Source organism: Novosphingobium sp. BW1, assembly GCF_008107685.1.
Lineage (GTDB): Bacteria > Pseudomonadota > Alphaproteobacteria > Sphingomonadales > Sphingomonadaceae > Novosphingobium.
Map to the genome: position 1 here is coordinate 309,030 of NZ_VIRF01000041.1, position 18,797 is coordinate 327,826.

Consider the following 18,797-nt stretch of genomic DNA (forward strand, 5'->3'; position numbering starts at 1 on the left):
GGAAAAGTGAGAACGAGGCCGCGACACATCTTGGAGCACTCCTGCAAGGCTGGGCCGGCCGGAGCGGCCGACGAGATGACATGCGACAAGAACCCCCGTTCACCCGTTCGTGTTCCTTCTTGCTGCGCGACCGGCGACTTTCCAAGTCCAGGCCTCAGGCCATCGTCGGGATGATGAAGGCGCTGTCGCCCGCCCCACCGCCATCAGGCCAGCGCTGGTTGACAAGCTTGGTCTTGGTCCAGAACCGCAGCCCTTCCATCCCATACTGGTTGTGATCGCCAAAGGCCGAGCGCTTCCAGCCGCCGAAGCTATGGTAGGAAACCGGCACCGGAATGGGCACGTTGATACCAACCATGCCGACTTCGACGCGGGCGGCAAATTCGCGAGCAGCATGGCCGTCGCGCGTAAAAATGGACACGCCGTTGCCATACTGGTGGCGCGAAGGAAGCGCGAGCGCCTCCTCGAAACTTTGCGCGCGCACGATCTGGAGCACCGGCCCGAATATCTCCTCCTTGTAGGCCGACATCTCGGGCGTCACCCGGTCGAACAGCGTAGGCCCAAGGAAATAACCCTCCTCATAGCCCTGGAGCGTGAAGCCGCGTCCGTCCGTGACCAGTTCAGCCCCTTCCTTGATGCCGGTTGCAATCCAGTCCTCGATCCGCGCCTTGTGCTGCGCGGTGACGACGGGCCCGTACTGCGCCTCGGGATCGGTCGAGATGCCGACCTTAAGCCTCGCGATTGAGCGCACCAGCTTGGCACGCAGGGCCTCCGCGGTTTCCTCGCCCACGGGCACCACGACGGGAAGCGCCATGCAGCGCTCGCCCGCCGAGCCGAAGGCCGCGCCGACAAGGTCCTTGACTGTGCGATCCAGCTCGGCATCGGGCATGACGATAGCGTGGTTCTTCGCTCCGCCCATCGCCTGAACCCGCTTACCGGCAGCGCTTCCACGGCTGTAGACATAGTGCGCGATATCCGATGACCCGACGAAGCTGACCGCCGCGATGTCAGGGTGATCGAGGATCGCATCGACCATGACCTTGTCGCCATGCACAACCTGCAGCACGCCGTCGGGCGCTCCCGCCTCGCGCAGCAGTTCGCACAGGCGATTGGGTACCGAAGGGTCGCGCTCGGATGGCTTGAGGATGAAGGTGTTCCCGCAAGCGACGGCGGGCGCAAACATCCACATCGGGATCATCGCGGGGAAGTTGAACGGAGTGATCCCCGCCCCCACGCCCAGCGGCTGGCGCATCGCGTAGACATCGATGCCCGGCCCTGCTCCAAGGCTGTATTCGCCCTTGAGCGCCTGCGGGGTGCCGCAGCAGAATTCGACCACCTCAAGACCGCGCTGGATATCGCCCTTTGCATCCTCGACCACCTTGCCGTGCTCGCTGGAGAGGAGCTCGGCCAGTTCCTGCATGTTTGCCTCGATCAGCTGCTTGAAGGCGAACATCACGCGCGCCCGCTTTTGCGGATTGAGCGCGGCCCAGACCGGCTGGGCTTCCTTCGCAGCCGCGACGGCGCGGTCCAGATCGGCATCATCTCCCAAAACGACTTCTGCCTGAACCACGCCGCGGTTCGGATCGTACACGGGCCCGGTCCGGGGCGCTCCGAAGCCGCCGCCCGCTCCGCCTGCGATCCTGTGTTCGATCCGTCGCATCCTCTTTCCTCTCGTCATCGCCATGGGTGGCGCTCGATGACGCCCCCAAATGTGCTGTACCGCTTCTTTTTTCGTCCGGTTACGGCCGGGATAGGATCGACACTATTTGCAGGCAAGGTGCGTTTTTGTAATACTAACCTGCAAATTTGCAGCCATTAACACAGCCGCGGACGCAAGCTACCCCATGCCCATTCCCGACGCCGACTGGAGCGACTACCAGGCCTTCCTCGCCATCGCCCGCAGTGGCCAGTTAGCCCGTGCGGCCCGCCGCCTCGGCGTGAACCCGACCACAATGGGCCGCCGCCTGCGCCGCCTCGAAGCCGCGCTGGGCACCACCCTCTTCGAGCAGACCCGCACCGGACAGGTCCTCACCGAAGCGGGTGAGACCCTGCTGACCGCGGTCGAACAGATGGACCGCGCTGCGGCCGGTATCACGGGATCGGGCGAAGGCGAGGACGGGCTGACCGGCACCTTGCGGATCGGCACACCGGAAGGCTTTGCAACCGATTTTCTCAGCCCCCGCCTCGCGCATTTCCAGTCGCTTCACCCCGGCCTGTCGATCGACCTTGTCTCCGCGCCCGGCGAGGCGCTCAGTCCCGGGCGGCGCGAGGCCGATGTCGCCATTGTCCTGGCCCGGCCACGCAAGGGCCCGCTCGTCGCGCACAAGCTCGCCGACTATGCGCTCGGCCTCTACGCTTCGGCGGACTACCTTGCCGGGCACGGGGTTCCCCAGGCGCCCGCCGATCTCCTCGAAGGGCATCGCCTTGTGGGCTACATCCCCGACCGGCTCCACGCGCCCGAACTGCGCTATCTCGACGAGGTCCATCCCGCACTCAAAGCCAGCCTGCGCGCGCCCAGCATCACAGCGCAGTACAGTCTCATCGCCAACGGGGCCGGTGTCGGCGTGCTCCCCGCCTTCATCGCACACGCCGATCCGCGCCTCGTCCCGGTGCTGTCCGACGTTCGGTTAGAACGCGCCTTCTGGTTCGTCACACACGAGGATATCCGCCGTTTGCCGCGCATCCGCGCCTTCCGGCAATGGCTTGACGAAACGGTCCGTGCGGGCGAGGAGGTCCTCATGCCGCGAAGCGCACGCGCCGCGCCCGAAAACGCACGTAAAAAGGAACTCCCATCTTGACGACAACCACGATCGATCCGGCCGAATTCCGCAAGGTCCTCGGCAGCTACCCGACGGGTGTGTGCGTCATCACCGCGCTGGACGGCGAGAAGCCGGCCGGCATGGTCGTCGGCTCGTTCACCTCTGTCTCGCTCGATCCCCCGCTTGTCGGCTTCTTCCCGGACAAGTCGTCCTCGTCCTGGCCGCTGATCGAAAAGCACGGCCACTTCTGCGTGAATGTCATGGGCTCGGACCAGCAGGACGTGTGCCGCTCGGTCGCGGCCAAGGGCGCCGAGAAGTTCGTTGGCGTCGACTATGTCCTCTCGGACAACAAGCTGCCCGTCATCGCCGATACCATCGCCAGCATCGAGTGCGAGCTCTACTCGGTCACCGAGGCGGGCGATCACTGGTTCGTGCTGGGCCGCGTCCTGCGCATGGAAACCGTGCGCAACGATGACCCCATGCTTTTCCACCGTGGCCGTTACGGCGGTTTTGCCGAGCGCATGTAAGCACTGCAGACAAGGTGAAACCGAAAAAGGCCGCGCCCCCCACATGGGAGGCGCGGCCTTTTTCATGGACCGATGCCGGTCCGCCTCAACTGCGGGGCGCGGGCGCCGGATCGGCTTTGGGCAGGCGATGGGTCTTGTGCCGCTTGAGGCCGATCAGCGGGCGGAGCGGCCCAACTTCGCGCCCGATAAGGTAGAACAGCCAGGAACCGACCGCTACCGAACCGCACAGGATTGCAAATTCGGGGAGCGCGGTCAGCCCCCAGTCGCGGATCGGGTACATGACGAGCACCATGATCGTCTGGTGCGCGATGTAGACCGGGAACACCGCCTCGGACAGCGTCTGGCGCCAAGGGTGGTTGAAGTTCCAGAAGCGGTCGGCGATCCCGAACAGGGCGATGACCGCAGACCAACTCTCCACCGACTTGGCGAGTATCAGCGCATGGCGCCATTCCTGCGGTGTCGCGATGCGGCCCGGGTAGAGCCAGGAATCGCACGCGACCCAGAAGAACCCGGCCAGCGCGGGTACGGCGGCAATCGGCCACTGGCGCGCAATCGAAGCGCGCAGCTCGGACGAGCCGCGCAGGAGAAAGCCGAACAGGAACATGCCCCCATAATGGAGGTGTGCCGCGCGGTCGTTCAGCAGGTTGTGCATGTCGGTCCAGCCATAGGGCACGTAATTGCGCACCAGGTAGACCAGCAGGATGCCTGCCGGGATCAGCAGCGGTCCGGCAAAGAGCCGCTCGAAACCAAGGCGCAGCGCCGCCTGCCAGGACGCGGGCAGCACCAGCATAATCCCGCACATCGCCAGCGTGTAGGCCAGCAGGTGAATAACAAACCACAGGTGCATGATGCGCGGTACGTATTCATAGCGGATCTTCTGGAAGCTGAAGGCGTCGTGCAGGAAGTAGTAGACGTAGTCGTGCTCGTACCCGCTGTTGACGAGCCCCATGTAGGGCTGGGGCGGAACCACCACGATCAGCCCGAAGGCCAGCGGAATACCCAGGCGCTTGATCCGGCTCCATCCGAACTCCGACACCTGCCCCTTGTCGCGCGCCAGCAGCGCCGCGCTGGCGTAGCCCGAGATCGCGAAGAGGAGCGCGAGGCGCCAGGCGCTCATGCCCAGAAGCGGAATCTCGGCCCACCACACCACGCCCCGCGTAGGCGTCTGGTAACCCCAGGCAGTAAAGGAATAGCCCACGTGGTAGAAGATCAGGAGGATGAACGCACCAATGCGCAGCCAGTCCATTCCGTAGTGACGCTGTGAAGGGGCGGGAGTCATCCAGGTACCATGTCAGAGCCGAGCGGGCGGCAGGAAGGTGGTCCTTTAGGCGGGTTCATCAGGCGGCGCAATTGCCGCCTCGGCACGCATGGGGCCGCCCATGTGGGAACGAACCGTTCCGTTTCGGATCGAACACCTTTGGCCAGCGCTGTCAGGACGGGGCACCAGTCCCTGCATGGCCAAGTCCGACCCCACTTCTACTGAACCGCCATCCGAAACCGGAGACACCAGAGCGCCCGGCCCACCCACCCATCTCACCGTGGCGGAACTGGCCGGTCTCGCCGGCGTCTCGGGCCAGACAATTCGGCGCTTCTTCAAGGACCCGACCTTGCTGGGCACACGTATGCGCACACGTGTCGCGGCCGTGCTGCGTGAAATCGGGCTCGCAGGTCCGCAGCTGGAAAGGGAGGCGTCTCAGGCATCGGAACCGGCTCTGGAGTCAGAGCAGGCAGCAGCGCCCGAGCGTGAGCGTGAGCGTGAGCCTGAGCCTGAGCCTGAGCCTGAGCCCTGCGAAGTGCCCGCGCACGCGGCGGTCAAGGACGACGCCGCACATACATCGGACGCGCCGCCATCCCGGCCGCCTCTCCCTGAACCGGAAGCCCCCTCGCCGCGTCTCCCGGCTGAAGATCCCGCAACGGACATCCTGTCCGCGACCGGTGGCATGGCGGATGACGGGCGCCTCACCATCAACGATATTGCCCGGCTTGCCAGCGTCTCGACCAAGACGGTCAGCCGTTATCTCAACGACAGCCCGCTTCTCAGCGATACGATGCGCGCACGCGTGCGCCGCGTGATCGAGGAGACAGGCTTCGTCCCCAACGCGCAGGCGCGCGCGCTGGCGCTGCGGCGCAACTTTCTCCTCGCGCTCATTCACACCGGGGATGAGCGCGCCCGCGTCGAGCAGGTGGAGGACGGAATGCTCGCCGCCATGGCCGGGGGCGAATTTGCGCTTCTCATCCAGCCGCTCCAAGGCCCGGCTGGCCGCCACCCGGCGCAGCTCCACACATTCCTGACCCGGCACAATCCCAGCGGCGTTGTCCTGCTTCCCCCCCTGGCGCAAGACGATATGATCGTGGAGGCCTGCAGGCATGCAGGAACACCCTGCATTCGGCTCGGCCCCACACCCGATGGCGCGGGACTTTGCAGCGCGGACCGGGCGGCGATGGCGCAGGCTGTCGCGTGGCTTGTCGCGCTTGGCCACGACCGCATCGGACTGGTCGGCGGTCCGGAAGGCGCCCGCCTCGCCCAAGCGCGCGAACTGGGCTATCTCGATGCCATGGCCGACCACGGCCTCGACCGAGGCGCAGCCCTGATCGAGCCGGGCGACAATTCCTTCGCCTCGGGGCTCGCGGCGGGCCGGGTGCTTCTCGAAGTCAGCCCGCGCCCCAGCGCCATCATCGCCTGCAACGATGCCATGGCCGCCGGTATCCTTCACGCGGCCACTGAAGCGCGGATCACGGTTCCCGACGAGCTTTCCGTGATCGGCTTCGACGACACCCCGCTGGCCCAGATGACCTGCCCACCACTCACCTCGATGCAGATCCCGTGGGCGGCACTCGGCCACGAGGCTGTTCGCCGCTTGCAGGCAAACCCACGCGAGATCGCGGACGATGCCGCGCCTCCACATTTCGGGGCCCGCCTCATCGAACGCGGATCGGTGGCCCCCCGCAAGGGTACACAAGAGGACGGCAGGACCTCGCTCTCCACGACCTGAGTGTGCCTTCTGCCCAATTTTTACCGATTGTTGCTGCGATTGAAACGGGCCGTGCGCACCCTAGATTCAACGGGACGAAGTTTCACGAAACACAAGGAGTTGATGAAGCCGTGAACGGTTTGAAGACAGTCATGCTGCTGTCGGCGCTGACCGCGCTTTTCATGGGGCTGGGCTACCTCTTCGGAGGAGCCGGTGGCGCCATGCTGGCTCTGCTCGTGGCTGCGGGCATGAACCTGTTCACCTTCTGGAATGCGGACCGCATCGTCCTTCGCATGCACAACGCGCGCGAGGTCGACGCCGGGAGCGCGCCGCAATTCTACCGCATGATCGAACGCCTTGCCCACAACGCCGGGCTGCCGATGCCGCGGGTCTACATCGTGGACACTCCTGCCCCCAACGCCTTTGCCACCGGCCGCAATCCCGAAAACGCGGCTGTCGCAGCCACCGCAGGCCTTCTCGACATGCTGGACGAAGACGAAGTGGCCGCCGTCATGGCCCATGAACTGGGCCACGTGCGCAACCGTGACACGCTCATCATGACGATGGTTGCGACGATCGCGGGCGCCATCTCGATGCTGGCCAATTTTGGCCTGTTCTTCGGACATGGCGGGGGGGAGGATCGGCCCAACCCGGTCGCGGCCATTGCCGCCGTGTTCATGGCTCCCTTTGCTGCGGTGATCGTCCAGATGGCGATCAGTCGCACTCGTGAATACGGGGCAGACAAGGCCGGCGCGGAGATCTGCGGCGCCCCGCAGGCGCTTGCCTCGGCGCTCTCCAAGATCGCCGGGCCCGCCGCGCATACCCGAAACCCCGCCGTGGAACGCAACCCGGCGGCGGCGCAGCTTTATATCGTTCCCTCCAGCGTCTCGGACCTCTTCTCCACACACCCCGCCACGGAGAAGCGCATCGCCGCGCTGATGGCAATGGAGGGCGCAAGCCGGATCGTGCGCCACGCCTCGGGCGAACACCTCGAGGCGGCGCCGCACTCTCCCGCGCCCTCGTCGGCGAACGCAGGTGGGAACCGCCCCTCGGTACCCTCCTCGCGCAAGAGCACACCCGGGCGCTCCGCACTCGATCCTAACCGCTGGCGCTGACCTGCGCACTGGACACTGCGGCGAAGTCGTCCAGACAATCAAGGGGCGTGATCTGGACAGCCCCTCGCCCGAGCCCGCATCGTCTCCCATCCCGCGCCCGACGGCACGGCGATCCACGCCGACCTGACGCTCCCCAAGGCCCCTGCAACCCAATTACCTGGGATCGGACGGCTATGGCGAAATGTTCGAGGAACTCGGCCGCGACCAGATCGGACGCGGCATGCAGGACGACCTCGACGACGGGATGGAATGGCTGGTGGCACAGGGCATTGCCGATCGGGCGCGCGCGTGCCTCGTGGCAGCAACTATGGCAGCTACGCCGCACTAGGGGGCGTCATCCGCAATCCCGAGCGCTACCGCTTCGCGGCCAGCTTTGCCGGGGGTACCGAATAGGCCTGCCAGTTTCGCCACCAGCGCCAGCATTTCTTCTCACGTGGGAAGCGGCGCTGGCGGGAACGGCTGGAGGGAAACGAGGATAGCTTCCGTTTCGAGGACGTATCTCCGACCTACCAGATCGCTCGGCGTACGCGCCCCATCCTCGTCACCCATGGCAAGAAGGACGGCCGTGTCCCCCACAGCCAGTTCTATCTGCTCGAGAAGGCCGCCAAACAGGCGAACGTCGCGATGCAGACGCTGATCTTCCAGGATGAAGGCCACGGTTTCTCGGAATCGAAGAACAAGGCCAGTTGGTACGAAACGCTCGGCGCGTTCCTGGCCAAGCGCAACCCGGCGGACAACCCTTCCCAAAAGCTCGTCCGCACGCGTTGAAAAGGCTCAATCCTCGCCCGTGATGCCATGTCGTTCGAGGAAGTCGAAGATTGTGTTCCAGACATGGACGCTGATCTTCGGGCCACCGACCGAATGGGTGTGGCCAGGGTAGAACATCATTTCGAAGGGCTTCGCCTCGTTTTGGAGCTTTGCAGCCAGCGCGGTCGAATTTTCGAAGACGACATTGTCATCGGCCATGCCGTGGATCAGCAGCAGAGGATCGGCAATCTTCGGCGCATCCTCAATGGCGGCCGACGCGGCATAGGCCTCGGGCACCTGGCGCGGGTCGCCCATGTAGCGCTCGGTATAGTGGGTGTCGTAGAGCTCCCACTTGGTCACTGGCGCGCCAGAGATACCGGCGGCGTAAAGCCCCTGGTCCGCTTCCAGCATCTTGAGCGTCATGTAGCCACCATAGGACCAGCCGTAGGTCACGATCTTGTCCGGATCGACGAAGTCGAGCGTCCTGAGATACTGCGCACCCGCCTTCTGGTCGGCCACCTCGACGGTGCCCATGGCCTCACGAATCTGCTTCTCGAATTCCACGCCGCGATGCGCACTGCCCCGGTTGTCGAGGCGGAAGTAGATGAAGCCCTTGTCGACTATCGCCTGCGGACGCGCGCCCAGCCAGGCCTTCGACACAGTCTGAACGTGCGGGCCGCCGTAGTGCTCGAAGAAGACGGGATAGGTCTTGCCCGGCTTCAGTTCCGGCGTGATCATCATCCAGTGCAGGTCCGAACCATCCTCGGCCTCCACCGTCCCGAAGCTGGGAGCCCGGTGGCTGGCAAGGTAAGGCGCGTAAGGATGCTCGGCGTCGAGCTTGTTCTCTTCCACCCAGGCGAGACGCGTGCCGGTGCCATCGGCAATGTAGCTCTGCGGCGGCTGATCGGGCGAGGAACGCGAGATGACCAGTGTCGAGGCGTCCTGGCTGGCGGCCGCCGAATTGGCCCATTCGAGCTCGGTCAGGCGCTCAGGCGTGCCGGGATTTTCCAGATCGATCACATAGACCTGGGGCGCCAGCACATCGTCACGCGTTCCGGTGAAGATAACGCGGCCCTTGGCCTCGTCCACGCCGACAAGGCTGGAGACTTCCCAGTTGCCGCTGGTAAGCGCCGTCCATGCACCGTCCTTGAAGCGGTAGAGATGGCCAAAGCCGCTGCGCTCGGACCACCACACAAGACTGCCGTCCTTGAGGAAGCGGTAGCTGTCCGACAGGTTGATCCAGCTGCCCTCAGCCGCCGTTTCGCTAAAGAGCACCTGCGAGGTGCCGGTTGCGGGATCGACCGCAAGCATGTCGAGCCGGTCCTGCGCGCGATTCTGGCGCTGGACGTAAAGCGTCTTGCCATCGCGCGACCAGTTGACGCGCGCGATGTATATGTCCGGGTCCGCGCCCAGGTCCACCTCGACGCGGGCCGAACCATCGGGCTTCATCACATGGAGCGAGACAAGGACGTTGGGGGTGCCAGCGGCAGGATAGCGCTGCGCGTAGATCTTGGTGCCCTCGGCGCCGATGGCCGCGCGCTGGACGATCCCGACCGGGGCCTCGTCGTAGCGCTCGACCGCGATGTGCGCCTCGTCGAGAGCCCACCAATAGCCGGTAAGGCGCGCCATTTCTTCCTGGGCGACGAACTCGGCTTCGCCCCAGTGGACAGTTTGGGACGTTTCCTCGGGCGTGACCGGTTTCTGCGACCGGCCCGTCTTGCCCACCAGGAGGCGGCCGCCACGCACATAGGACACATACGTCCCCGACGGGCTGAGCGCGGGGTTCAGTTCATCGCCTTCGTCGTCGGTCAGGCGGGTGACCTTGCCATCGAGCCCGGCGAGGAAGAGGTCCCCGTCGAGCGGCACCAGCAGGGAGGCCGAATCCTCGTTCCAGGCGTAGTCGACGATCCCCTTGAGGTCGCCAATGCGCTGGCGTTCGCGCTGCATCTTCTCGGCCTCGCTGAGCTCGCGGCCCGTCCCCAGCGACAGCGAATCGACCAGCATGCGCCATTCCCCGCCCTTGCGGTCATATCCCCACAGGTCATAGCGCTCACGGTCGTCCGGGCGGTTGCGCAGCAGCGTCAGGTAACGGCCATCAGGCGAAATGCGGACCTGGCGCGGGCTCAGGCCATTGAGCGCAGGACTGGCAAAGACACGCGTGAAATCGAGCGTGGCAGCGGAAGTCGATTGAGGCATGGACGTCTTTCCGGCGGTATCCGCCTTGGCGAAGGACAGGGTCGGCAGGGCAACCGGCAGGGCGGCGACAAGGCCAGCCATCAGCAGATGTCGTGTTCTCATGGAAGGGGAATAGCAGACTGGGCGGGCGATGCCAGATGCCCGCGCGCCTCAATCCGCAGTGGTCAGCGCCGCCACCAGGTCCTTGACCTTCTTCTGGCGCCATTGCGGGCGCGGGGCCAGCAGCCAGTACGCGCGCCTACAGGGCTTAGCCTTTGCTTCCAGTTCCTGCGCGCTCCAGTTGGCAAGTCCTTGTGCCAGAAGCGCGGGCACGCGCACGCGGCCCATGCCCGCGTTCGCCGCAGCAACGGCCTGTCCAGCATCGCTGACGATGATCGGGGGCTTGTTCTCTTCGCTGCCCTCTCCCTGACCGCACGGATCGGGATCGCCCGGCCAGCCGATCCAGTCGCCCTCGCCGATCTCGACCCAGTCGGCAGTGCCCAATTGCACCCCTTCCAGATCGCCGGGCCCGTCGATCCAGCGCACGGCAAGATCGAGATTGGCCTCGGTAAAGTCGGTCATCTCACCATCGACAAGCGCATAGCGCACCTGCGGGTTGGCCTTGCGGAACGCGGCGAGGCGCGGCGCCAGCCAGGCCGCGAAGAATTCGCGCGGAGCAGCGATCGTGTAGACAAGGCTCGACTGGCCCGCCTGCATCGACTGCACCGCATCCTCGAACTGAAGAAACCCGCTGCGCAGCGCGGCAAGCCCCGCCCCCGCCTCATCGGTGAGCTCAAGGCCCTTGCTGGTGCGGCGAAAGAGGACAACGCCCAGGACATCCTCGAGCGCACGGATCTGCTGGCCGACGGCCGCAGGCGTCACCGCCAATTCATCCGCTGCGCGGGTAAAGGAGAGGTGTCGGGCCGCCGCGTCGAAGACGCGCAAGGCATTCAAGGGCAGGTGCGAACGCTTCATAGCGTTTTTCTAGGCCTAGGCGCGGCCACGGGCAAGCCGCTCCGCACCGCTTTGGCCTTCCTGTAACGTGCGAAAAAATCAGCCCGCCGTCGCGGGAGCGGCGAGCGGAAAGAACGGGATCTGTGTCTGCAGTTCGGAACCGTCGTCGCGGCGGAAGATGTAGTGACCTTCCATGCTGCCCTGGGGCGTGGGCAAAGGGCACCCGGACACGTAATCGTGCGAGGCACCGGGCGCGAGGACCGGCTGTTCGCCTACAACCCCGTCGCCATCGACCACGCTGACTTCGCCGTTGCCATCGGTGATGCGCCAGTGGCGGCTCATCAGCTTGATGATACCTTCCGTGCCGTTCTCGATACGGATGTGGTATACCCAGAACCATTTGCCCGCTTCGATCCGCGATTGCTCAGGAAGGAAGTTCACCGCGACGCGAACCGTCACGCCTTCGGAAATGGCGGCATGCTGAAACAGTTCTTTCATGGATCTAGAGTAGCGACAAAAGCACGCCGGGACAACCTCGTTACCCACGTTCCGGTACCTTGTGCACGCTAGTCGAGTTCGGCCGCACGGCATTCGAGTTGCCAGCAGAAACCGGCGGAATCGTAAGATGTCATCACGTTTGCATTGAGTTTGACCCGCGGCACGTCAACGATGATGCGGGTTCCAAAGCCCTTCTGCTGCGGCGCCTCTACCGCCGGTCCTCCGCGCTCGCACCAGCGAATACGGAAGATAGCATCCTCCTCCTGGCCCGAGGGTGCCGGTTCGCGCGCCCAGGAAATTGTGACCCGTCCGCCCGGGTCGGAAAGCGCGCCGTACTTGAGCGCGTTCGTGCCCATCTCGTGCAGCGCCATGGCAAGCGCCTCGGCTGCGCCCGGCGAGAGCATCATGTCGGGCCCTTCGCACGAAACCTGCGCGCGCTGCTCGCCCAGCGAGCGTAGCTGCGCCTCGATCATCTCCATGACTGGAATGTCTGACCAGGCCCGGCGCACCAGCACGTCCTGGTTGGCGGCGAGTCCGCGGATACGCTGCTCCAAGCGCTCGATGAAATCGGGCCGGCTGGCATCGCTGCGCCGCGCCAGCGACTGGATGATCGCCAGCATGTTCTTGGAGCGATGGTTGACCTCCTGAAGGAGCAGTTCGATGCGCTGTTCGGCATCGCGCATTTCAGTCACGTCGGTGTTGGTGCCGAACCAGAAAACGATCGCCCCATCCGCATCCCGGATAGGCTTCGCCCGGGAAAGGAACCAGCGCCATTCCCCTTTGGCCGAGCGCAGGGGAAAGGTGTCTTCCCAGTCCGCGCCGGAACGGAAGCAGGCGCTGATCCGCGCAACCACGCCCTCGACGTAGCCCGGATGGTGGACACTCTGCCAGCCCCACCCCTTCATGTCTTCCAGCGTTGTGCCGGTGTAGTCAAACCAGCGCTTGTTGTACCAGAAGATCGCCCCCTTGCTGTCCGCGATCCAAGCCAACTGGCTTATGTTGTCGGCGAGGAGCCGAAAACGCTGCTCGCTCTCGGCAAGCCGACGCTGAGTGGCCTTCTGGTCCGAAATGTCACGCGCGATCTTGCTGGCCGCGACGACCTTGCCATCGCGGTCGAGCAGCGGTGAGACGGTTACCGCGACGTCGACCAGACTACCATCCTTGCGCAGGCGCACGGTCTCGAAGGTCGGCATGCGCAGGCCCTGCCGAATCCGCGCGATGATCGCGTCCTCCTCGTCCTGCCGGTCCTCGGGGATCAGCGTGCGGATGTTGCGCCCGACGATCTCGTCGTGCGGCCAGCCGAAAACGCGCTCGGCGGCCGCGTTCCAGCTGAGAATCGTGCCGTCCAGCCTCTTCCCGACAATGGCGTCGTCGCTCGACTCCACAATGGCTGCAAGAAGCGCCGCCGGGTCGGCTCCGTGGGCGAGCGTGCTCAGAGCCCCGCCCGGTTCAGCGCCTGATCGATGTCCTCGATCAGATCGTCGATATCCTCAAGCCCGACGTTGAAACGCAGCATGCCTTCGGAAATGCCCATCGCCTCACGGCCCTCGGGGCCCATGTTGTGGTGGGTGGTCGAGGCCGGGTGGCACATCAGCGAACGCGCATCACCGATGTTGTTCGAGATGTCGACCAGTTCGAGCGCATCGAGGAGCGCATGCGCCTTCTCGCGCCCACCTTCGACTTCGAAAGCGAAGATCGGACCACAGGCGTCCATCTGCTTTTGCGCTAGGCCCTTCTGTGGGTGGCTGTCGAGCCAGGGGTGCAGCACACGCTTGACGCGGCCTTCGATGAACTGGCCCATCTTGAGCGCGTTCTCGCTCTGACGCTTCGCGCGAAGGTCCAGCGTTTCCAGGCCGTGCATCACCACCCAGGCATTGAAGGGCGAAAGGTTGGGGCCGGTGTTGCGCTGGAAGGGCAGCAGCTTGTCGTTGATGAATTCTTCGGAACCACAGACCGCACCGGCGAGAACCCGGCCCTGCCCGTCCATCATCTTGGTTGCCGAATAGGCCACCACGTCGATGCCGTATTCGAGCGGGCGCTGCAGTACGGGGGTGCAAAAAGCGTTGTCGACGACGGTGGTGATGCCATGCGCCTTGGCGATCTCGGCGATGGCGGCCAGATCGGCAACGTCCATTGTCGGGTTCGCCGGGGTTTCGAAGAAGAAGACCTTGGTGTTGGGGCGGATCGCCTCTTCCCAGGCCTTGGTGTCGCGCGCGTCGACGACGGTCACGTCGATGCCGAAGCGCGGCAGCAGACTGTCGCCCAGCCAGCGGCACGAACCGAAGGCGGCGCGGGCGGACACCATGTGATCGCCGGCCGAGAGCTGACACAGGAGCGCTGTGGTCATGGCCGACATGCCCGAGGCCTGGGTGCGGCACGCCTCGCCCCCTTCCATGAGCGCGATGCGTTCTTCTAGCATCTGCACGGTGGGGTTCTGCAGGCGCGAGTAGGTCATGCCGTCGTCCTCGCCCATGAAGCGCGCGGCGGCAGTACCAGCGTTGTCGTAGCTGTACCCCGAGGTCAGGAACATCGCCTCGCTGGTCTCGCCCATTTCGGAGCGCCAGGTGCCTCCGCGAATGGCCTTGGTTGCGGGGCGCCAGAGGCGGGTCTTACTGCGGTCCTGTCCAGTCGTACGTTTCATGGTGCAACGCTCTAGGAGGCCAGACGAGTCGGCGCAAGCGACTGCAACGCAACACGCCCCTGCTTGCGCCCGCCCCGACCAACGCCTATCCCGCTCAACAGATGTCGCTCAATTCCCGTCCCGACCGCGATCCCCTGCTGTGGTGCACCGCGATCGCCTTCGCATTCCTGGCGCTGCTGCTCTGGCGCATCACCTTCCCCGTCGAGTTCTACTTCGACGAGATCCATTACGTGCCCGCAGCCCGCAAGCTCCTGGACCTGGTGCCCGCCAATCGCGAACACCCCATGTTCGGCAAGGAAGTGATCGCAGGCTTCATCTGGCTGCTGGGCGACACGCCGCTGGCCTGGCGGCTGGGGCCGGTGCTGGCAGGTGCGCTGGGTCTGTTCGGTTTCGGGCGATTCCTGTGGCATGTGTCGCACAGGCGCCGCGCGACGATCTTGGGCATGGTCCTGCTCGCTACCAACTTCATGTGGTTCGTGCAGAGCCGCATCGCCATGCTCGACATGATCGAGGCGGGGCTGTGCATGGTGGGCCTGTGGCAATTTGCCGCCGCGCTCAGAGCCTCGGGTACGAAGAGCGCGCGCGGCCACCTGCTCGCCGCCGGACTGGCCATGGGGCTCTCGCTCGGCGCCAAATGGTCAAGCGCCCCCGCGTTGATGGTGCCGGGTCTTGCCTTTCTCGCCCTGCGGCTTGCCGAAGGCGGGCCCTTCTTCAAGGGGCGCAAGGGCGGTGCCGGAACGATCCCAGGGATCTCGCTTCTCGAGGCCGCCTTCTGGCTCGGCCTCTTCCCCTTGGGCGTCTACTGGCTGACCTACCTGCCCGCGATGTTCTACGCCGACCGGCCTATCTGGTTTACCGGCTTCATTGAGCAGCACGAATACATGATCCGCCTACAGGACAGCGTTAAGAAGCCCCACCCCTACCGCTCGTACTGGTACATGTGGGTCACCGACTGGCGCGATATCTGGTATCTTTTCAAAGTGATCGATGGTTCCCAGCGCGGCATCGTGATGCTGGGCAACCCGCTCTCGATGCTGGCTGGTCTTGGCGCGCTGGTCTGGGGACTGTGGGCGATCCTCTTCCGGCGGCGCTGGGACGTGGCGCTGCTCCTTGCGCTTTACACACTCTGCCTTGGCGTCTGGGCGATCAACGGCAAGCCCGTGCAGTTCTATTACCACTACCTTCTGCCAGGCGCCTTCCTGATGGGCCTCCTGGCCTTTGCGCTCGAGCCACTGCTGGCCCGGCGCGGTCGATGGCGCTGGTTGGGGGTGGGCATTCCGGCGCTTTCGGCCCTGCTGTTCCTGAGCTTCTTCCCGATCCTCTCGGGGCTGCCCCTGCCAACGCGCCAGTTCTACAACGTCTGGATGTGGCTGCCGAGCTGGCGCTAAAGCCGCCGGGGGCTCAAGGGGAGCCCCCGGCGTAGCAGGATCAGTACTTGCCCCAGACGAACTTGGACGACAGGGCGAAATTCCAGACCGCGCCCAGGATGATGCCTACCAGAACGGCCACGAAGTCGTGGAAACCGATGGACTTGAGCACGGCAGCCGACCCCACATTGGTCAGCAGGCCAAGCGAGCAGGTCAGCGCGAACTGAGCCCAGCCGCGCAGCAGTGCGCTAAAGCCGCGCAGGCGCTTGTCGGAATAGGTCAGCTCGTTGTTGAGGACGAAGTTGAACGTCATAGCCACGACAGCGGCCAGCGTATTCGCGGTATTGAAGACCGCACTTTCCGACCAGTTACCGTAGACGAAGCGCTCCCCGAAAACGACGTGGAGGAGCACCCAGAGCGCTGCGAACTGGACGATAACGCCCAGAGCGCCGACGGTCCCGAACAGCGCGAAACGCGTCGGGATGATCCGGCCGAGCCACTTGTCGTAGAGGCCTACGAGAAATTCAAACACTACGGTCTGGTCCAGTTTGCTTTCGCCCTCGGCGCGGGCCGCGAAGTTGAGCGGAAATTCCTTGACGCGCAAGGGCGTTTCGGAGGTCGCCAGAATATCGAGCAGGATCTTGAAGCCCACGCCCGAGAGGCGGTGCGCATCCGCACGCAGGATCTCGGCGGGGAGCATGAAGAAGCCGCTCATCGGGTCGGTCAGCTCGACGCCGGTCACCTTGTTGGCAATCCGGTTGGCAAAACCGGAGACCCTCACACGGTCCGGCCGCCCCCAGGCCTCGGTGCTCGCCCCTTCGGCAAAACGCGAGGCGTAGGCAAGGTCGTATTCGCCGGTCTTGAGCGAGGCCAGCATGCCCACGAGCAGCGCAGGGTCGTGCTGGTGATCCGCGTCCATCACCGCAACGTAGGGTGCAGAAGTCGAGCACATACCCTCAATGGCGGCGCTGGCAAGCCCGCGCCGCCCGATACGCTGGATACAGCGCACGCGCGGATCGGCCTGTGCGATCTTGCGCACCTCATCGGACGTGCCGTCCGGGCTGTTGTCATCGACGTAGATAACTTCCCAAGCGATGCCCTGAAGCTCGCGATCGATCCGCTCCACCATCGTCGCGATGTTGCGACGCTCATTATAGGTGGGCAGGACAATCGCGAGTTCGAGTGGCCGGGTCGCCAGAGGCGTATCAGCCGGGACGAAAGCAGGCGAGGCGATATCGTTCATGGAATCGGAACTGTAATCGGATGAAGACAAGGGCGACGCCGGGCTCTTACAGGCGCGCCAGGACCGCGTCACCGATTTCCACGGTGCCCGCGCTGCCTCCCAGATCCCCGCCCTTGATGCCATCGGCGAGCGCGGCAGCGACCGCCTCCTCGATACGCACGGCTTCGGCTTCCAAGCCAAAGGAGTGGCGCAGCATCATTGCGGCCGAAAGGATCGTCGCCATCGGGTTGGCCAGGCCCTTGCCCGCAATGTCAGGCGCTGAACCGTGGATCGGCTCGTAAAGGCCAAAGCTGCCCTCCGCTAAGCTCGCCGAAGCCAGCAAGCCGATCGAGCCCACGCACATGCTGGCCTGGTCGGAGAGAATGTCGCCGAACAGGTTGCCGGTCACGACCACGTCGAACTGGCCGGGGTTCTTCACAAGCTGCATCGCCGCATTGTCGACGTACATGTGGGCGAGTTCGACTTCGGGGTAGTCCTTGGACACTTCGATCACGACGTCGCGCCACAGCTGCGAAGTTTCCAGGACGTTGGCCTTGTCGACCGAGCACAGCTTCTTGTCACGGGTCATTGCTGCCTTGAAACCCGCGTGCGCGATACGGCGCACCTCGTCCTCGGCATAGGACATCATGTCCCAGCCCTGACGGCGGCCGTCCTCAAGCCTGCGCATGCCCTTTTCGCCGAAGTAGACGTCGCCGTTGAGCTCACGCACGATCAGGAGGTCGATTTCCTGCGCGACTTCCGGGCGCAGCGAGGTTAGACCTTCGAGCCCCTTGAACACGCGCGCAGGACGCAGGTTGGCGAACAGACCCAGCTCCTTGCGCAGACCAAGAACGGCCTGCTCGGGACGCAGATGGCGCTCAAGATGGTCCAGGTCGAAGTCGCCGACCGCGCCAAACAGGATGGCATCGGCCGAACGCGCGATGTCGAGCGTGGCTTCGGGAAGCGGGTGGCCATGCTTGCGGTAGGCCGCGCCGCCAACGTCACCCTCGACCAGTTCGAGGTTTGGCAGACCCAGCTTCTCGAGAACGCGCACGGCCTCACCCGTGACTTCCGGACCGATCCCGTCGCCTGCAAAAACCGCGATGCGCATGCCTGTTTCCCTAGCTGCTGTCTTAGTCAGAAATTCGTCCCAACCGCTCGCGCAGCTGGGTGCGGGCCGCCATAACGTCTTTGCGCCGTTCGGCAAGCGGATAGCGGGCCAGTTCGCGCCCGATCCTGTCGAAAGTCCGCAGAATCGCGTCCCAGTCCCTCTCATCCGGACGCGGCACGGGCACGCCATAACCCAGTTCGCGCAGCAGCAGGACCTCATAGGAGAGAAGCGCCAGCGCCCATCCGCGTGCGGAAGGTGCCACGCAAATCGCCTCGAGCAGACCGCCAAGCGCCTGGTGGAGCGCTGGATAAGCCTGCCGCTCGGGCAGGCTGGCGGCGGTGAGCGAGGTCAACCAGGAAAAGGCCGCCGCCGGTAGCGGCTCGGACAGCCAGGGGCCGCGCGAGCGCACGAGCTCGACGCGCGCGAAAGGAAGCTGCCCTTCCGAACGCGCACGGATATCGACAGCTACGATGTTTCCGGGAATGAGTACGGGCCGCAAGGTGCGCCCCCGCGCGCCGGCAACATAGGCCGCGACGACGCCTTCTTCGTGGGTTAGGAACCGGACAATGGCCGCCGCCTCGCCATGCGGGCGCACGGCGCAGACGATCGCCTCGGCACGCAGCTCCATCATGCCCCGCACCTGCAGGTCATGCGCGAGAGTTTCCGCATCCCGAGCCCGGCACCGTCTGGATTCCTTCGGGAGTCACCCCGC

The 18,797-nt window shown here is 64.9% G+C and carries 16 protein-coding genes and 1 pseudogene; 7 read left to right on the top strand and 10 right to left on the bottom strand.

The genetic code is table 11. The annotated features are described in order from the left end of the window. Positions 1-154: 154 nt before the first annotated feature. Entirely contained in the window at positions 155-1,657 is a 1,503-nt protein-coding gene (locus FMM79_RS03065) for a CoA-acylating methylmalonate-semialdehyde dehydrogenase (RefSeq protein WP_148625992.1), read from the bottom strand. A 184-nt stretch (positions 1,658-1,841) separates the two neighbouring features. Between FMM79_RS03065 and FMM79_RS03070 the strand changes: the two genes are divergently transcribed. Continuing rightward, a complete protein-coding gene (locus FMM79_RS03070; protein WP_148625993.1) occupies positions 1,842-2,795 on the top strand; it encodes a LysR family transcriptional regulator in 954 nt (317 codons plus the stop codon). Continuing rightward, a complete protein-coding gene (locus FMM79_RS03075; RefSeq protein ID WP_148625995.1) occupies positions 2,792-3,283 on the top strand; it encodes a flavin reductase family protein in 492 nt (163 codons plus the stop codon). Before FMM79_RS03070 ends, FMM79_RS03075 begins: the two co-directional genes overlap by 4 nt. Positions 3,284-3,368: 85 nt before the next feature. On the opposite strand, the gene FMM79_RS03080 is transcribed toward FMM79_RS03075, so the two are convergent. Continuing rightward, positions 3,369-4,562: an acyltransferase gene (locus FMM79_RS03080; protein WP_148625997.1), complete on the bottom strand. Its 1,194-nt coding sequence runs from the start codon at positions 4,560-4,562 to the stop codon at positions 3,369-3,371. Positions 4,563-4,737: 175 nt separating this feature from the next. Between FMM79_RS03080 and FMM79_RS03085 the strand changes: the two genes are divergently transcribed. From FMM79_RS03085 to FMM79_RS22045, 4 genes and pseudogenes are all read left to right on the top strand, one after another. Next, positions 4,738-6,276 carry a LacI family DNA-binding transcriptional regulator gene (locus FMM79_RS03085; protein WP_162528425.1) on the top strand — a complete coding sequence of 513 codons (1,539 nt, stop codon included), beginning with the start codon at positions 4,738-4,740 and terminating at the stop codon, positions 6,274-6,276. Positions 6,277-6,386: 110 nt separating this feature from the next. After that, complete coding sequence (gene htpX, locus FMM79_RS03090; protein ID WP_205466437.1) at positions 6,387-7,370, top strand: zinc metalloprotease HtpX; 984 nt, start codon at positions 6,387-6,389, stop codon at positions 7,368-7,370. A 181-nt stretch (positions 7,371-7,551) separates the two neighbouring features. Beyond that, entirely contained in the window at positions 7,552-7,698 is a 147-nt protein-coding gene (locus FMM79_RS22170) for a hypothetical protein (protein ID WP_148626001.1), read from the top strand. A 128-nt stretch (positions 7,699-7,826) separates the two neighbouring features. Next, positions 7,827-8,138 (top strand): annotated as a pseudogene (locus tag FMM79_RS22045) (alpha/beta hydrolase family protein); the annotation flags it as partial. A 6-nt stretch (positions 8,139-8,144) separates the two neighbouring features. Here the strand turns inward: FMM79_RS22045 and FMM79_RS03105 are convergent. The 5 genes from FMM79_RS03105 to metZ form a co-directional block, all read right to left on the bottom strand. Then, a complete protein-coding gene (locus FMM79_RS03105) occupies positions 8,145-10,415 on the bottom strand; it encodes a S9 family peptidase (protein ID WP_148626004.1) in 2,271 nt (756 codons plus the stop codon). A 48-nt stretch (positions 10,416-10,463) separates the two neighbouring features. Then, complete coding sequence (locus FMM79_RS03110) at positions 10,464-11,267, bottom strand: LysR family transcriptional regulator (protein WP_148626006.1); 804 nt, start codon at positions 11,265-11,267, stop codon at positions 10,464-10,466. Between the two features lie 78 nt (positions 11,268-11,345). Next, positions 11,346-11,744: a Co2+/Mg2+ efflux protein ApaG gene (gene apaG, locus FMM79_RS03115; protein WP_148626008.1), complete on the bottom strand. Its 399-nt coding sequence runs from the start codon at positions 11,742-11,744 to the stop codon at positions 11,346-11,348. 68 nt (positions 11,745-11,812) lie between these two features. Further along, on the bottom strand, positions 11,813-13,180 hold the full coding sequence (locus tag FMM79_RS03120) for a PAS domain S-box protein (protein ID WP_162853534.1): 1,368 nt from the start codon (positions 13,178-13,180) through the stop codon (positions 11,813-11,815). Next, on the bottom strand, positions 13,177-14,385 hold the full coding sequence (gene metZ, locus FMM79_RS03125) for an O-succinylhomoserine sulfhydrylase (RefSeq protein ID WP_148626012.1): 1,209 nt from the start codon (positions 14,383-14,385) through the stop codon (positions 13,177-13,179). The genes FMM79_RS03120 and metZ overlap by 4 nt, the downstream gene beginning before the upstream one ends. A 101-nt stretch (positions 14,386-14,486) precedes the next feature. Between metZ and FMM79_RS03130 the strand changes: the two genes are divergently transcribed. Then, positions 14,487-15,773 (top strand): phospholipid carrier-dependent glycosyltransferase, encoded by a 1,287-nt coding sequence (locus FMM79_RS03130; protein ID WP_148626014.1) that lies wholly within the window; start codon positions 14,487-14,489, stop codon positions 15,771-15,773. Positions 15,774-15,813: 40 nt separating this feature from the next. Here FMM79_RS03130 and FMM79_RS03135 read toward each other — a convergent pair whose 3' ends face one another. The 3 genes from FMM79_RS03135 to recO are packed head-to-tail and all read right to left on the bottom strand — an operon-like array spanning position 15,814 to position 18,713. Beyond that, on the bottom strand, positions 15,814-16,995 hold the full coding sequence (locus FMM79_RS03135) for a glycosyltransferase family 2 protein (protein WP_148626016.1): 1,182 nt from the start codon (positions 16,993-16,995) through the stop codon (positions 15,814-15,816). Positions 16,996-17,041: 46 nt separating this feature from the next. Next, the gene (gene leuB / locus FMM79_RS03140; protein ID WP_148626018.1) at positions 17,042-18,085 is read right to left on the bottom strand and encodes a 3-isopropylmalate dehydrogenase; all 1,044 of its coding nucleotides are present in this window, start codon (positions 18,083-18,085) and stop codon (positions 17,042-17,044) included. 22 nt (positions 18,086-18,107) lie between these two features. After that, positions 18,108-18,713: a DNA repair protein RecO gene (gene recO, locus FMM79_RS03145; protein ID WP_148626185.1), complete on the bottom strand. Its 606-nt coding sequence runs from the start codon at positions 18,711-18,713 to the stop codon at positions 18,108-18,110. Positions 18,714-18,797 lie beyond the last annotated feature (84 nt).

Excerpts from the sequence above, each read along its gene's own strand:
- FMM79_RS03135 (WP_148626016.1), bottom strand. The coding sequence starts at position 16,995 with ATGAACGATATCGCCTCGCCTGCTTTCGTCCCGGCTGATACGCCTCTG.
- FMM79_RS03070 (WP_148625993.1), top strand. The coding sequence starts at position 1,842 with ATGCCCATTCCCGACGCCGACTGGAGCGACTACCAGGCCTTCCTCGCC.
- FMM79_RS03110 (WP_148626006.1), bottom strand. The coding sequence starts at position 11,267 with ATGAAGCGTTCGCACCTGCCCTTGAATGCCTTGCGCGTCTTCGACGCG.
- leuB (WP_148626018.1), bottom strand. The coding sequence starts at position 18,085 with ATGCGCATCGCGGTTTTTGCAGGCGACGGGATCGGTCCGGAAGTCACG.
- FMM79_RS03105 (WP_148626004.1), bottom strand. The coding sequence starts at position 10,415 with ATGAGAACACGACATCTGCTGATGGCTGGCCTTGTCGCCGCCCTGCCG.
- FMM79_RS22170 (WP_148626001.1), top strand. The coding sequence starts at position 7,552 with ATGTTCGAGGAACTCGGCCGCGACCAGATCGGACGCGGCATGCAGGAC.
- recO (WP_148626185.1), bottom strand. The coding sequence starts at position 18,713 with ATGGAGCTGCGTGCCGAGGCGATCGTCTGCGCCGTGCGCCCGCATGGC.
- apaG (WP_148626008.1), bottom strand. The coding sequence starts at position 11,744 with ATGAAAGAACTGTTTCAGCATGCCGCCATTTCCGAAGGCGTGACGGTT.
- metZ (WP_148626012.1), bottom strand. The coding sequence starts at position 14,385 with ATGAAACGTACGACTGGACAGGACCGCAGTAAGACCCGCCTCTGGCGC.
- FMM79_RS03065 (WP_148625992.1), bottom strand. The coding sequence starts at position 1,657 with ATGCGACGGATCGAACACAGGATCGCAGGCGGAGCGGGCGGCGGCTTC.
- FMM79_RS03085 (WP_162528425.1), top strand. The coding sequence starts at position 4,738 with ATGGCCAAGTCCGACCCCACTTCTACTGAACCGCCATCCGAAACCGGA.
- FMM79_RS03130 (WP_148626014.1), top strand. The coding sequence starts at position 14,487 with ATGTCGCTCAATTCCCGTCCCGACCGCGATCCCCTGCTGTGGTGCACC.
- FMM79_RS03080 (WP_148625997.1), bottom strand. The coding sequence starts at position 4,562 with ATGACTCCCGCCCCTTCACAGCGTCACTACGGAATGGACTGGCTGCGC.